11 protein-coding genes are annotated in these 13221 nt (G+C 60.4%); 4 read left to right on the top strand and 7 right to left on the bottom strand.

Annotated features, from left to right (window positions below):
* Position 1: 1 nt before the first annotated feature.
* From AB4P94_RS24085 to gloB, 6 genes are all read right to left on the bottom strand, one after another.
* Positions 2-1021 (bottom strand): ABC transporter permease, encoded by a 1020-nt coding sequence (locus AB4P94_RS24085; protein ID WP_016972786.1) that lies wholly within the window; start codon positions 1019-1021, stop codon positions 2-4.
* A 1-nt stretch (position 1022) separates the two neighbouring features.
* Positions 1023-2096: a microcin C ABC transporter permease YejB gene (locus AB4P94_RS24080; protein WP_395607805.1), complete on the bottom strand. Its 1074-nt coding sequence runs from the start codon at positions 2094-2096 to the stop codon at positions 1023-1025.
* Positions 2097-3935 carry an extracellular solute-binding protein gene (locus AB4P94_RS24075; RefSeq protein ID WP_395607804.1) on the bottom strand — a complete coding sequence of 613 codons (1839 nt, stop codon included), beginning with the start codon at positions 3933-3935 and terminating at the stop codon, positions 2097-2099. It lies immediately after the preceding gene.
* Positions 3932-5761 carry an extracellular solute-binding protein gene (locus tag AB4P94_RS24070; protein WP_395607803.1) on the bottom strand — a complete coding sequence of 610 codons (1830 nt, stop codon included), beginning with the start codon at positions 5759-5761 and terminating at the stop codon, positions 3932-3934. The genes AB4P94_RS24075 and AB4P94_RS24070 overlap by 4 nt, the downstream gene beginning before the upstream one ends.
* Before the next feature lie 218 nt (positions 5762-5979).
* Complete coding sequence (locus AB4P94_RS24065) at positions 5980-7392, bottom strand: transglycosylase SLT domain-containing protein (protein WP_395607802.1); 1413 nt, start codon at positions 7390-7392, stop codon at positions 5980-5982.
* A 98-nt stretch (positions 7393-7490) separates the two neighbouring features.
* Complete coding sequence (gene gloB / locus AB4P94_RS24060) at positions 7491-8258, bottom strand: hydroxyacylglutathione hydrolase (RefSeq protein WP_395607801.1); 768 nt, start codon at positions 8256-8258, stop codon at positions 7491-7493.
* A 65-nt stretch (positions 8259-8323) separates the two neighbouring features.
* Here gloB and AB4P94_RS24055 point away from each other — a divergent pair, with 65 nt between their 5' ends.
* On the top strand, positions 8324-9082 hold the full coding sequence (locus tag AB4P94_RS24055) for a methyltransferase domain-containing protein (RefSeq protein WP_395607800.1): 759 nt from the start codon (positions 8324-8326) through the stop codon (positions 9080-9082).
* A 48-nt stretch (positions 9083-9130) separates the two neighbouring features.
* Positions 9131-9583: a ribonuclease HI gene (gene rnhA / locus AB4P94_RS24050; RefSeq protein WP_016972779.1), complete on the top strand. Its 453-nt coding sequence runs from the start codon at positions 9131-9133 to the stop codon at positions 9581-9583.
* A gap of 3 nt (positions 9584-9586) precedes the next feature.
* Here rnhA and AB4P94_RS24045 read toward each other — a convergent pair whose 3' ends face one another.
* Positions 9587-9895: a DUF2388 domain-containing protein gene (locus AB4P94_RS24045; protein ID WP_395607799.1), complete on the bottom strand. Its 309-nt coding sequence runs from the start codon at positions 9893-9895 to the stop codon at positions 9587-9589.
* A 199-nt stretch (positions 9896-10094) separates the two neighbouring features.
* Here AB4P94_RS24045 and dnaQ point away from each other — a divergent pair, with 199 nt between their 5' ends.
* Complete coding sequence (gene dnaQ / locus AB4P94_RS24040; RefSeq protein ID WP_165448243.1) at positions 10095-10835, top strand: DNA polymerase III subunit epsilon; 741 nt, start codon at positions 10095-10097, stop codon at positions 10833-10835.
* Between the two features lie 123 nt (positions 10836-10958).
* Entirely contained in the window at positions 10959-13214 is a 2256-nt protein-coding gene (locus AB4P94_RS24035) for an Orn/Lys/Arg decarboxylase N-terminal domain-containing protein (RefSeq protein ID WP_395607798.1), read from the top strand.
* Positions 13215-13221: the final 7 nt, after the last annotated feature.

Raw genomic sequence — 13221 nt, 5'->3', positions numbered from 1 at the left:
CTCATTTCCTCGGGTCGAAGGCATCGCGAGCGGACTCGCCGATAAACACCAGCAAACTCAACATGATCGCCAGCACGGCAAACGCACTCATGCCCAGCCATGGCGCTTGCAGGTTGGATTTGCCCTGGGCCACCAGTTCACCCAGCGACGGCGAGCCGGCCGGCAAGCCAAAGCCGAGGAAGTCGAGCGCCGTCAGGGTGCCGATGGCGCCGGTCAAAATGAACGGCATGAAGGTCATGGTCGAGACCATTGCGTTGGGCAGGATGTGGCGGAACATGATCGCGCCGTTCTGCATGCCCAGCGCCCGTGCCGCGCGCACGTATTCCAGGTTGCGCCCGCGCAGGAACTCGGCGCGCACCACGTCCACCAGGCTCATCCAGGAAAACAGCAGCATGATTCCCAGCAGCCACCAGAAGTTGGGCTGCACAAAGCTGGCCAGGATGATCAGCAGGTAGAGCACCGGCAAGCCGGACCAGATCTCCAGGAAGCGCTGCCCGGCCAGATCCACCCAGCCGCCATAGAACCCCTGCAAGGCTCCGGCGATCACGCCGATGATCGAGCTGAGCACGGTCAGTGTCAGGGCGAACAGCACCGAGACCCGGAAGCCATAGATAACCCGCGCCAGCACATCGCGGCCCTGGTCATCGGTGCCCAGCAGGTTGACGCTCGACGGCGGTGCCGGTGCGGGGACTTTCAGGTCGTAGTTGATGCTCTGGTAGCTGAACGGGATCGGCGCCCACAGGGTCCAGGCGTCCTTGGCCTTGAGCAGTTCCTGGATGTACGGGCTCTTGTAATTGGCTTCCAGCGGGAATTCGCCGCCGAACGTGGTTTCCGGGTAACGCTTGAGTGCCGGGAAATACCAGCCGCCGTCGAAGTGCACCGCCAGTGGTTTGTCATTGGCAATCAGCTCGGCGCCGAGGCTCAGCACGAACAGAATCAGGAACAGCCACAGCGACCACCAGCCACGTTTGTTGGCCTTGAAGCGCTCGAACCGGCGGCGATTGAGGGGGGACAGGTTCATCTCAATGCTCCCGGCTGGCGAAGTCGATACGCGGATCGACCAGGGTGTAGGTGAGGTCGCCGATCAACTTCACCACCAGCCCCAGCAGGGTGAAGATGAAGAGGGTGCCGAACACCACCGGGTAGTCGCGGTTGATTGCCGCTTCAAAGCTCATCAGGCCCAGGCCGTCGAGGGAGAAGATCACTTCCACCAGCAGGGAACCGGTGAAGAAAATCCCGATAAAGGCCGAAGGGAAGCCGGCGATTACCAGCAGCATCGCGTTGCGGAACACATGGCCGTAAAGCACGCGGTGGTTAGTCAGGCCCTTGGCCTTGGCGGTGACCACGTACTGTTTGTTGATCTCGTCGAGAAAGCTGTTTTTGGTCAGCAGCGTCATGGTGGCGAAGTTGCCGATTACCAGCGCGGTCACGGGCAATGCCAGGTGCCAGAAGTAATCGAGGATCTTGCCGCCCCAGCTCAGTTCTTCAAAGTTGTTGGACGTCAGCCCGCGCAAGGGGAACCAGTCCAGATAGCTGCCACCGGCAAACACCACGATCAGCAGAATCGCAAACAGGAACGCCGGGATCGCATAGCCGACGATGATCGCCGAGCTGGTCCACACGTCGAAGTGGCTGCCGTGTCGCGTGGCCTTGGCGATGCCCAGGGGGATCGACACGAGGTACATGATCAGCGTGCTCCACAACCCGAGGGAGATGGACACCGGCATCTTCTCCTTGATCAGGTCGATGACCTTGGCATCGCGGAAGAAGCTGTCGCCAAAATCCAGCCGGGCGTAGTTCTTGATCATGATCCACAGGCGTTCCGGCGCCGACTTGTCGAAACCGTACATTTTCTCGATTTCCTTGACCAGCGCCGGGTCCAGGCCCTGGGCGCCCCGGTAACTGGAACCGGCGACCGAGACTTCGGCGCCGCCGCCGGCGATGCGGCTGGTGGCGCCGTCAAAGCCTTCGAGCTTGGCGATCATCTGTTCCACCGGGCCACCGGGAGCGGCCTGGATGATGATGAAGTTGATCAGCAGAATCCCGAACAGCGTGGGGATAATCAGCAACAGGCGGCGAAAGATATAGGCCAGCATTTAATCGCCTCCGCTCGCCGGATCGGCGCTTGTGCTTGTGTCAGGGGTGACCGCCGGTTTGGCATCGGGCTTGCTCCACCAGGTGGCGGTGCCGACGTCATAGCGCGGCGGGACCTTGGGGTGGCCCAGGTGGTCCCAGTACGCGACGCGGAACGTCTTGATGTGCCAGTTGGGGATCACGTAATAGCCGAACTGCAATACGCGGTCCAGCGCCTTGGCGTGGGCCACCAGGCTTTTGCGTGAGTCGGCGTCGATCAGTTCTTCCACCAGTTGGTCGATGGCCGGGTCCTTGAGGCCGATGTAATTGCGGCTGCCCGGTTTGTCGGCGCTGGAGGTCTTCCAGAACTCGCGCTGTTCGTTACCCGGCGAGGTGGATTGCGGGAAGCTGCCCACCACCATGTCGAAATCCCGCGAACGCACGCGGGTGATGTATTGGGACACGTCGACCCGGCGAATCACCAGGTCGATGCCAAGGTCGGCCAGGTTACGCTTGAAGGGCAGCAGCACCCGTTCAAACTCGGTCTGGGCCAGCAGAAACTCGATGGTCACCGGTTTGCCGGTGGTGTCGACCATTTTGTCGTCGACGATCTTCCAGCCCGCTTCTTGCAGCAGTTGGTAAGCCTCGCGTTGCTGAGTGCGGATCATGCCGCTGCCATCGGTTTTGGCCGGTTCGAAGGCTTGGGTGAAAACTTCGGCCGGGATCTTGTCGCGCAGCGGTTCGAGGATCGCCAGTTCATCCGGGCCGGGCAGGCCGGTAGCGGCCATTTCAGAGTTCTCAAAATAACTGCGGCTGCGGGTGTAGGCGCCGTTGAACAGCTGTTTGTTGCTCCATTCGAAATCCAGCAACAGGCTGATGGCCTTGCGCACCCGCACATCCTGGAACATCGGCTTGCGGATGTTGAAGACGAAGCCCTGCATACCGGTGGGGTTGCCGTTGGGGATTTCTTCCTTGATCAACCGGCCCTGGGTGACGGCCGGAATGTTGTAGGCGTTGGCCCAGTTCTTGGCGCTGAACTCCAGCCAATAATCGAACTGCCCGGCTTTCAAGGCTTCAAGGGCTACCGTACTGTCGCGGTAATAATCAGTGATGCGGTTATCGAAGTTGTAGAAGCCCTGGGTGATCGGCAGGTCCTTGGCCCAGTAGTCCTTGACCCGTTCGTAACGCACCATGCGCCCCGGTTTGACTTCGGCAACCTTGTACGGGCCGCTGCCCAACGGAATTTCCAGGTTGCCTTTGGTGAAGTCACGGGTTGCCCACCAGTGTTTGGGCAGCACCGGCAGTTGACCAAGGATCAGCGGCAGTTCGCGGTTATTGGTGCGCTTGAACTTGAACAGCACACGCAGCGGGTCTTCGGCGATCACTTCGTCGACGTCGGCGTAGTAGGTGCGATACAGCGGTGAGCCATCCTTGATCAGTGCCTGGAAGGTGAACACCACGTCCTCGGCGCGCATGGGGTGGCCATCATGAAAGCGTGCCTCCGGGCGCAGATAGAAGCGCACCCAGCTGTTGTCCGGGGCCTTTTCGATTTTGCCGGCGACCAGGCCATATTCAGTGATGGGCTCGTCCAGGCTTTGCATGGCCAGGGTGTCGTAGATCAGCGGCAGGTTGTCCGCCGGTACGCCCTTGCTGATGTAGGGGTTGAGGCTGTCAAAGCCGCCCATGCTCGACTCGCGGAAGGTACCGCCCTTGGGCGCGTCCGGGTTCACATAGTCGAAATGCTTGAAGTCGGCGGGGTACTTGGGGGGCTCGTTGTAGAGCGTCAGCGCATGTTGCGGCGCGGCATTTACCGCGCCGCACAGCAACAGGCTGCCCAGCAAGGCAGTACGCAAAGACATCATTGGGCTTTCTCCGAAGCTTTCAGCCACCACGCGCTCAGGCCCAGGCTGTAGGGCGGCGTGGTGACAAAGGCGAACCGGTTGCGGTACGCCAAGCGATGATAGTTGAGGTACCAGTTGGGAATACTGTAGTGCTGCCACAGCAGTACGCGGTCCAGGGCACGGCCGGCGGCCAGTTGTTCTTCGCGGGTCTTCGCCGCCAGCAACTGCTCCAGCAGGTGATCGACCACCGGGTTGGCGATGCCTGCGTAGTTCTTGCTGCCCTTGATCGCCGCCTGGCTTGAGTGGAAGTACTGCCACTGTTCAAGGCCGGGGCTCAAGGTCTGGTTGAGGGTGATCAGGATCATGTCGTAGTCGAACTGATCCAGGCGTTGCTTGTATTGCGCGCGGTCAACGGTGCGCAGGCGTGCGTCGATGCCGATGCTGATCAGGTTCTCGACATACGGCTGCAGGATGCGTTCCAGGTTCGGGTTGACCAGCAGAATCTCGAAGCGCAAAGGCTGGCCTTCGCTGTTCAGCAAACGTTGCCCGGATAGCTTCCACCCGGCCTCACCGAGCAGGGCGAGCGCGCGGCGCAGGGTCTCGCGGGGAATTCCGCGGCCATCGGTCTGCGGCAGGCTGAAGGGTTGGGTAAACAGGTTGGCGGGTAACTGGTCGCGGTAGGGCGAGAGCATCAGCCATTCGTGGCCCACTGGCACGCCGGTCGCCGAGAATTCACTGTTGGGGTAATAGCTGAGGGTGCGCTTATAGGCGCTGCTGAACAGGGTGCGGTTGGTCCATTCGAAGTCGAACATCAGCCCCAGGGCTTCGCGCACTTTGGTCTGGCTGAACGTCGGCCGCCGCGTGTTCATGAACAGGCCCTGGCTTTGGGTCGGGATCTGGTGGGCGATCTGTGCCTTGATCACGTCGCCCCGGTTGACGGCCGGGAAGTTGTAGCCGGTCGCCCAGTTCTTCGCTTGGTGCTCGATATAGATATCGAACTCGCCGGCCTTGAAGGCTTCGAAGGCCACGTCGCTGTCGCGGTAGAACTCCACGTCGACCTTGTCGTAGTTGTAGAAGCCTTTGTTGACCGGCAGGTCTTTGCCCCAGTAATCCTTGACCCGCTCGAACACCAGTTGGCGGCCGGGTGTGACCTTGGTAATGCGGTACGGCCCGCTGCCCAATGGCGGCTCGAAGGTGGTGGCCTTGAAGTCGCGGTTTTTCCAGTAATGCTGGGGCAATACCGGCAACTCGCCCAGGCGCAGGATCAGCAACGGGTTGCCGGCGCGCTTGAACACGAAGCGGATGCGGTGACGGTTGAGGATGTCGACCCGCGCTACCTCTTGCAGGTTGGTGCGGTACTGCGGGTGGCCTTCAGTCAGCAGGGTGCGGTAGGAAAACGCCACGTCATAGGCGGTGATCGGCTTGCCGTCGTGGAAACGGGCTTCGGGGCGCAGGTTGAACACTACCCAACTGCGGTCTTCGCTGTATTCAACGGATTGGGCGATCAGCCCATAGCTGGACGCGGGTTCGTCGCCGGAGGGCGCGTACTGGCCCGTGCCAACCATCAACGGCTCGTTCAGTTCATTGACGCCGTATTGCAGGAAGTTGGGCGTGGAAACCGGGCTGGAGCCCTTGAAGGTGTAAGGGTTAAGGGTGTCGAAAGTGCCAAATGCCATGACCCGCAAGGTCCCGCCTTTCGGCGCTGCAGGGTTTACCCAATCGTACTGGGTGAATTTGGCCGGGTACTTGAGCCTGCCGAACTGCGTATAACCGTGGCTCTCGGTAATCGTCGCGTTCGCAGCAAAGCTCAAGGCCAGACTTATTAGTAGAAGGAGGGGACGCTTCAAGTCAGAGATCCGATCCAGGCGGCTTGGGCTTTATGATCGGTACAGTAACAGCTTGTTCCGGTTGGAAAAAGGTTGTTGAAAACGCCAGCTTGAGGCTGGCTCAGTGTTGAGCCATGTGCAAAACAAATGTGGGAGCTGGCTTGCCTGCGATGGCCTCGCCTCGGTACATCTGAAGCACCGAGGTGGGGCCATCGCAGGCAAGCCAGCTCCCACAGACGTTAGCGCGGGCCGGAAACCACCAGCATCTGCCCCGGCTTCAGCGCCTGGCCAGTGCGCGGGTTCCAGCGCTTGAGATGTTGCATCTCGACGTTGAAACGCTTGGCGACGATGTACAGCGAGTCGCCTTTCTTGACCTTGTATTGCACCGGCTTCTTGCTGTCAGCCTTGGCTACCAGCTTGCGCGTGTCCTGCATCACCAGGGTCTGGCCGACCTTGAGTGCCTGGCCGTTGAGTTTGTTCCAGCGCTGCAGGTCATGCACATCGACCTTGTTGGCCTTGGCGATGAGCGTGAGGTTGTCGCCGGTCCTGACTTTATAGTTGCGTGTGCGCCCGGCCACGCGGGTGGTCTCAACTTCGTCGAACACCTGCTTTTTCGGGCGCATGGCCAGCAATTCTTCCGGCTTCATCGTCGAAAGGGTGCTGGTCAGCAGTTGTGCCTTGGAGCTTGGCACGAGCAAGTGTTGCGGGCCGTCGAGGGTGGTGCGTTGTTTCAGGGCCGGGTTGAGCTGGAACAGTTCGTCTTCGTCGATTTCGGCCAGCGCGGCAACCCGTGACAGGTCCATGCTCTGCTTGACTTCAACCACTTCGAAATACGGTGTGTTGGCAATCGGGCTCAGGTTGACGCCGTAGGCCTCGGGGGCCAGCACCACCTGGGACAGTGCGAGGAACTTGGGCACGTAGTCCTTGGTTTCCTGGGGCAGGGGCAGGTTCCAGTAGTCGGTCGGCAGGCCGAGCTTCTCGTTGCGCTCGATGGCCCGGCTGACCGTGCCTTCCCCGGCATTGTAGGCCGCCAGGGCCAGCAGCCAGTCGCCGTTGAACATGTCATGCAGACGGGTCAGATAGTCCAGGGCGGCGGTGGTGGAGGCAGTGATGTCGCGGCGGCCATCGTAGGCGCGGGTCTGGCGCAGGTTGAAGTAGCGCCCGGTGGAGGGGATGAACTGCCACAAACCGACTGCATCGCTGCGCGAATAGGCCATGGGGTTATAGGCACTTTCAATCACTGGCAGCAGCGCCAGCTCCAGGGGCATGTTGCGTTCTTCAAGGCGTTCGACGATGTAGTGAATGTAGAGGCTGCCGCGTTCGCCGGCATTCTCCAGGAAGGACGGGTTGCTGGCGAACCACAAACGCTGTTGCTCGATGCGCGGGTTGACGCCCAGGCCGTCCTGCAATTGAAAGCCTCGTCGCATGCGTTCCCAGACATCCTGGGGAGCTTCGGGGCTGGGCTTCTCTGAAAGCCAGATAGGTTTTTGCTTGATCTTGGCAGCAAGATTCGGTTTGGGTTGCACGGTGGATTGTGCAGCGAAATTTGTCGATTGGCAGCCCGCCAGAGTCGCGGACACAGCCACCGCCACAGCTTGAGCCAGGCGGGTCAATGCGTCTGAAGAAATGGATTTACGAATAGATGACGACATTGGCTGGAAGTAAGTTCCGGGCAAAAATGTCGGGCGATTCTAGAAAGCGCTTTGGTTCCGGTCAACCATTCAGAAAATCCGTATCAAATTGCATCCGCTTAGAACTTATCTTTCCAGGCCCTCAAGCTAGCAAACACCTCGGCCCCAGAGCGGTTGTCACGGCCGTTCCGTTCGTCCGCTTTTTGTTTAACGGATGTTTCTGCGGTACGCAGAAAAGGGTTAGTACGTTTTTCAAGGGCCAGGTTGGAGGGCAGCGTCATTTCGCCAGAGGCTCGCAATTGATTGACGCTGGCCACCCGTTCGGCGATGTCTGCGTTATCCGGCTCCACTGCCTGGGCAAATTTAAGGTTACTTTGCGTGTACTCATGGGTGCAGTACACGAGCGTGCTGGCCGGCAACGCTGCGAGGCGCTCCAGCGAGGCGTGCATCTGTTCCGGTGTGCCTTCGAACAGCCGGCCGCAGCCGGCGGCAAACAAGGTGTCGCCACAGAACAGCACACCCTGGTGGTAATAAGCGATATGGCCCAAGGTGTGGCCGGGCACCGCATAAACGTCGAAGTCCCAACCCAGTACGGTGATGCGATCGTTATCCTGCAAGGCGACGTCCCGCGCCGGGATCTTCTCGTTCGCCGGGCCGTATACCGTGGCGCCCGTTACACTTTTCAGTTGCTCGACACCGCCGACATGGTCAGGGTGATGGTGGGTGATCAGGATGTCGCTCAAGGTCCACTGCGGGTTGTGCTTGAGCCAGGCGAGTACCGGCGCGGCATCGCCCGGGTCGACCACGGCGCAGCGTCGGGTGTGCGGGTCTTGTAACAACCAGATGTAGTTGTCGGTGAAGGCGGGCAGGGCACTGATCTGTATCATTCTTCGATTCGCCAAGCTGAACACATTGGTGCATCTTAGAACGTCTAGGCGAGTTGGAGAATGCAATGACTGATAAAGCGTTCGCCCAGGCCGATCCCGAGTGGCTGGCCCTGATCAGCGCGGCCCGCGATTGGCTGTCCGGGCCGATCGGGCAATTTTTGCTGGATGAAGAGCGGCAAATGCTTGAAGACGAGCTGGGCCGGTTCTTTGGCGGCTACCTGGTGCATTACGGCCCGTCGGCGCAGACGCCGCCGTCGGCGCCTCAGGTGCAACGCAACGTGCGGTTGGGCGCGCCGTTGCCGGGGGTGGAGATTGTCTGTGAAGAGCAGGCCTGGCCCTTGAGTGAACACGCCGCCGATGTGGTGGTGTTGCAGCATGGCCTGGATTTTTGTCTGTCGCCCCACGGGTTGCTGCGGGAAGCCGCGAGCAGTGTTCGCCCTGGTGGCCATTTGCTGATTATCGGCATCAACCCCTGGAGCAGTTGGGGCCTGCGCCATGTGTTCGCCCATGACGCCCTGCGCCAGGCCCGTTGCATCTCGCCTTCACGGGTGGCTGACTGGCTGAACCTGCTGGGCTTTGCGCTGGAGAAACGCCGCTTCGGGTGCTATCGTCCGCCGCTTGCCTCGATCAAGTGGCAAGGCCGCCTGGCCGGCTGGGAACGCCGTGCGGGCGCCTGGCAACTGTCGGGTGGCGGCTTCTATTTATTGGTCGCGCGCAAGATCGTGGTCGGGCTGCGCCCGGTGCGCCAGGTACTACGCCAGCCCATGGGCAAGCTGGTGCCGATGCCGATGGCCAAGGTCAACCGCAAGCAAAGCGATGTGTAAACCTCTTTTCTGATTTCAGACCCTGCCTGTTTTTGATGGATGCAACTGATGACCGATACCGTAGAACTCTTTACCGATGGCGCCTGCAAGGGCAACCCGGGCCCTGGCGGCTGGGGCGCCTTGCTGGTGTGCAAGGGCGTCGAGAAGGAGTTGTGGGGCGGCGAACCCAACACCACCAACAACCGCATGGAGCTGATGGGCGCCATTCGCGGCCTGGAAGAACTCAAGCGCCGCTGTGACGTGCTGCTGGTGACTGACTCGCAGTACGTGATGAAGGGCATCAACGAATGGATGGTCAACTGGAAGAAACGCGGCTGGAAAACCGCTGCAAAAGAACCGGTCAAGAACGCTGACCTGTGGCAATTGCTCGATGAGCAATGCAATCGCCATAACATCACCTGGAAATGGGTGCGCGGGCACATCGGCCACCCTGGCAACGAACGCGCTGACCAACTGGCCAACCGTGGCGTGGACGATGTGCGGGGCTACAAACAGAGTTGAGCGTTAAAGTGCAGCGATGGCCTGGGCCAGTTGCATGTCGGTGAAGGTTTGGCCAGGCAGGCGTTCACGGATATGCACCAGCGCCGACTCCAGGCGCACGCCATGGATCCGGCCGTCACTGGCGACATAGGCTTCGGCGTCATCCCGGGCCGCCTGAACGATCTTGTCATCCTTGAATGAAGAGCTGGTGCCTTTGGTTGCACTCATGGACAGGCTGACCAGAAAGTCAGTGGTCATCACGAAGCTGGTGGCGTGTGCCGTGCAAGCGCTGCTGCTCAGCAACAGCGCGCACAGTGTTTTTGACAGGTTCATGGTTCTGCAAAGTCCGCATCGGGTTGGGCTCGCAGGCTAACAAGCGCGCCTTGGCCAAACTGCTGCAGCTTTGCTAAAGAGTGTAAGAAACTGTAGAGGCGTCAAGCCCTTGGGCGAGCCTTGGGCTGCCGGGAGCATGACGTGCTAATATCCCGCTCCTTGAAATACACCACCCGTTGAGAGCTGAACCCTGATGGCCATCCGATCTGTTGTACTCGATACCGAAACCACCGGCATGCCGGTGACCGATGGCCACCGGATCATCGAAATCGGCTGTGTCGAACTGATGGGGCGCCGCCTGACCGGGCGTCATTTCCACGTCTACCTGCAACCGGACCGCGACAGTGACGAGGGCGCGATCGGCGTCCACGGTATCACCGACGAATTCCTCAAGGGCAAACCGCGCTTTGCCGAAGTTGCCGATGAGTTCTTTGAGTTCATCAATGGCGCGCAACTGATCATCCATAACGCGGCGTTCGACGTCGGCTTCATCAATAACGAGTTCGCCCTGATGGGGCAGACGGACCGTGCAGATATTTCGCAGCACTGTTCGATCCTCGACACCTTGATGATGGCCCGCGAGCGTCACCCCGGGCAGCGCAACAGCCTGGATGCCTTGTGCAAACGCTATGGCGTCGACAACTCCGGTCGTGAGCTTCACGGCGCGTTGCTCGACTCCGAGATTCTGGCCGACGTCTACCTGACCATGACGGGCGGGCAGACCAGCCTGTCCCTGGCCGGCAACGCCTCCGATGGCAGTGGCTCGGCTGAAGGTTCGGGCAACCGCCCTTCGGAAATCCGCCGCCTGCCGGCCGATCGCAAGCCGAGCGTGATCATTCGCGCCAGTGAGCAGGACATGGCCGAGCACGCGGCGCGGCTGGAAGCGATTGCCAAGTCGGCGGGCGCGCCGGCGCTGTGGTCCACGCTGACCCAGCACTGATTGATGTGGGAGCAGGCAAGCCAGCTCCCACAGTTGATTGGCATTGCTTTCAAAATCTTCATTCGCGTCATCCCGTCGCAGCTTCTACCCTTGAGTGCATAGCCCTCAGGACTGAACGCACTCATGTACAAAGACCTGAAGTTCCCCATCCTGATCGTGCACCGCGACATCAAGGCCGACACCGTTGCCGGTGACCGGGTCCGAGGCATCGCCAGAGAGTTGGAACAGGAGGGCTTCAGCATCTTTTCCGCCGTGGACTACGCCGAAGGACGTCTGGTGGCTTCCACTCATCACGGCCTCGCCTGCATGCTGATCGCCGCTGAAGGCGCTGGCGAAAATACCCACTTGCTGCAAAACATGGTCGAGCTGATCCGCCTGGCGCGGGTGAGGGCGCCCCATTTGCCGATCTTTGCCTTGGGCGAGCAGGTCACCCTGGAAAACGCCCCGGCCGATGCCATGAGTGAACTCAACCAACTGCGCGGCATTCTCTATCTGTTCGAAGACACCGTGCCGTTTCTGGCCCGGCAAGTCGCGCGGGCTGCGCGCACTTACCTTGATGGCCTGCTGCCGCCCTTTTTCAAGGCGCTGGTGCAGCACACGGCCGACTCCAACTATTCCTGGCACACCCCCGGCCATGGCGGTGGAGTTGCCTATCGCAAAAGCCCGGTGGGGCAGGCGTTTCATCAGTTCTTTGGGGAAAACACCCTGCGTTCGGATTTGTCTGTTTCGGTGCCGGAACTGGGCTCGCTGCTTGACCACACCGGCCCCCTGGCGGAGGCCGAAGCGCGTGCGGCGCGCAACTTCGGTGCCGACCACACGTTCTTTGTAATCAACGGCACGTCCACCGCAAACAAGATCGTGTGGCACTCCATGGTCGGCCGTGACGATCTGGTGCTGGTGGACCGCAATTGCCACAAATCGGTGTTGCATTCGATCATCATGACCGGCGCAATTCCGTTGTACTTGTGCCCGGAGCGCAACGAGCTGGGCATCATCGGCCCGATTCCCTTAAGCGAATTCAGCCCCGATGCCATCCGTGCCAAGATCGAAGCCAGCCCGCTGACCCGTGGCCGCCCGCCGAAAGTGAAGATGGCCGTGGTCACCAATTCCACCTATGACGGCCTGTGCTACAACGCTGAGCTGATCAAGCAGCAGTTGGGCAACAGTGTCGAGGTGTTGCACTTCGACGAAGCCTGGTATGCCTACGCCGCCTTTCACGAGTTCTTCGCCGGTCGTTACGGCATGGGCACTTCGCGCACCCCGGACAGCCCGTTGGTGTTCACCACGCACTCCACTCACAAACTGCTGGCCGCCTTCAGCCAGGCCTCGATGATCCATGTGCAGGACGGCGGTGCACGCCAACTGGACCGTGATCGATTCAATGAAGCGTTCATGATGCATATCTCCACCTCGCCGCAATACAGCATCATCGCCTCGCTGGACGTGGCCTCGGCAATGATGGAAGGCCCGGCGGGGCGCTCGCTATTGCAAGAGATGTTCGACGAGGCCTTGAGTTTCCGCCGCGCCCTGGCCAATCTGCGCCAGCACATCGCGGCTGAAGACTGGTGGTTCTCCATCTGGCAGCCACCTTCCGTGGCCGGCATTGACCGCGTCGCCACGGCGGACTGGCTGCTGCACCCGCAGGATGACTGGCACGGCTTTGGTGATGTGGCCGAAGATTACGTGTTGCTCGATCCGATCAAAGTCACGCTGGTGATGCCCGGCCTGAACGCCGGTGGTGCCTTGAGCGAGCGCGGCATTCCGGCGGCGGTGGTGAGCAAGTTCCTTTGGGAGCGCGGCCTGGTGGTGGAAAAAACCGGGCTTTATTCTTTCCTCGTGCTGTTTTCCATGGGCATCACCAAAGGTAAATGGAGTACCTTGCTTACCGAGTTGCTGGAGTTCAAACGCAATTACGACGCCAATGCCAGCCTCGCAAGCTGTTTGCCATCGGTCTACGCACAGGGCCCGGTGCGCTATCAAGGCCTGGGCTTGCGCGACCTGTGTGATCAGTTGCACAGTTGCTACCGCAGCAACGCCACGGCCAAGCACCTCAAACGCATGTACACCGTTTTGCCGGAAATCGCGATGAAGCCGGCCGACGCCTACGACCAATTGGTCAGAGGTGAAGTCGAGGCGGTTTCCATCGACGCCTTGCCAGGGCGCATCGCAGCCGTGATGCTGGTGCCTTATCCGCCGGGCATTCCGTTGATCATGCCCGGCGAGCGCTTTACCGAGTCAACGCGTTCGATCATCGACTACCTGGCGTTTGCCCGGACGTTCGATAGCAGCTTTCCCGGTTTTGTCGCCGATGTTCATGGGTTGCAACACGAAGACGACGGCAGTGGTCGTTGTTACACCGTCGATTGCATCAAGGGTTAAGAATGTT

The sequence above is a fragment of the Pseudomonas sp. B22129 genome (assembly GCF_044218875.1).
In the GTDB taxonomy this organism is placed as follows: domain Bacteria; phylum Pseudomonadota; class Gammaproteobacteria; order Pseudomonadales; family Pseudomonadaceae; genus Aquipseudomonas.
This window is presented reverse-complemented; position numbering and strand designations above follow the sequence as displayed.

Bases quoted from the DNA above. Each gene is read 5' to 3' on its own strand.
- gloB (WP_395607801.1), bottom strand. From the start codon at position 8,258: ATGATACAGATCAGTGCCCTGCCCGCCTTCACCGACAACTACATCTGG.
- AB4P94_RS24055 (WP_395607800.1), top strand. From the start codon at position 8,324: ATGACTGATAAAGCGTTCGCCCAGGCCGATCCCGAGTGGCTGGCCCTG.
- AB4P94_RS24035 (WP_395607798.1), top strand. From the start codon at position 10,959: ATGTACAAAGACCTGAAGTTCCCCATCCTGATCGTGCACCGCGACATC.
- AB4P94_RS24045 (WP_395607799.1), bottom strand. From the start codon at position 9,895: ATGAACCTGTCAAAAACACTGTGCGCGCTGTTGCTGAGCAGCAGCGCT.
- AB4P94_RS24080 (WP_395607805.1), bottom strand. From the start codon at position 2,096: ATGCTGGCCTATATCTTTCGCCGCCTGTTGCTGATTATCCCCACGCTG.
- AB4P94_RS24065 (WP_395607802.1), bottom strand. From the start codon at position 7,392: ATGTCGTCATCTATTCGTAAATCCATTTCTTCAGACGCATTGACCCGC.
- AB4P94_RS24085 (WP_016972786.1), bottom strand. From the start codon at position 1,021: ATGAACCTGTCCCCCCTCAATCGCCGCCGGTTCGAGCGCTTCAAGGCC.
- AB4P94_RS24075 (WP_395607804.1), bottom strand. From the start codon at position 3,935: ATGATGTCTTTGCGTACTGCCTTGCTGGGCAGCCTGTTGCTGTGCGGC.
- rnhA (WP_016972779.1), top strand. From the start codon at position 9,131: ATGACCGATACCGTAGAACTCTTTACCGATGGCGCCTGCAAGGGCAAC.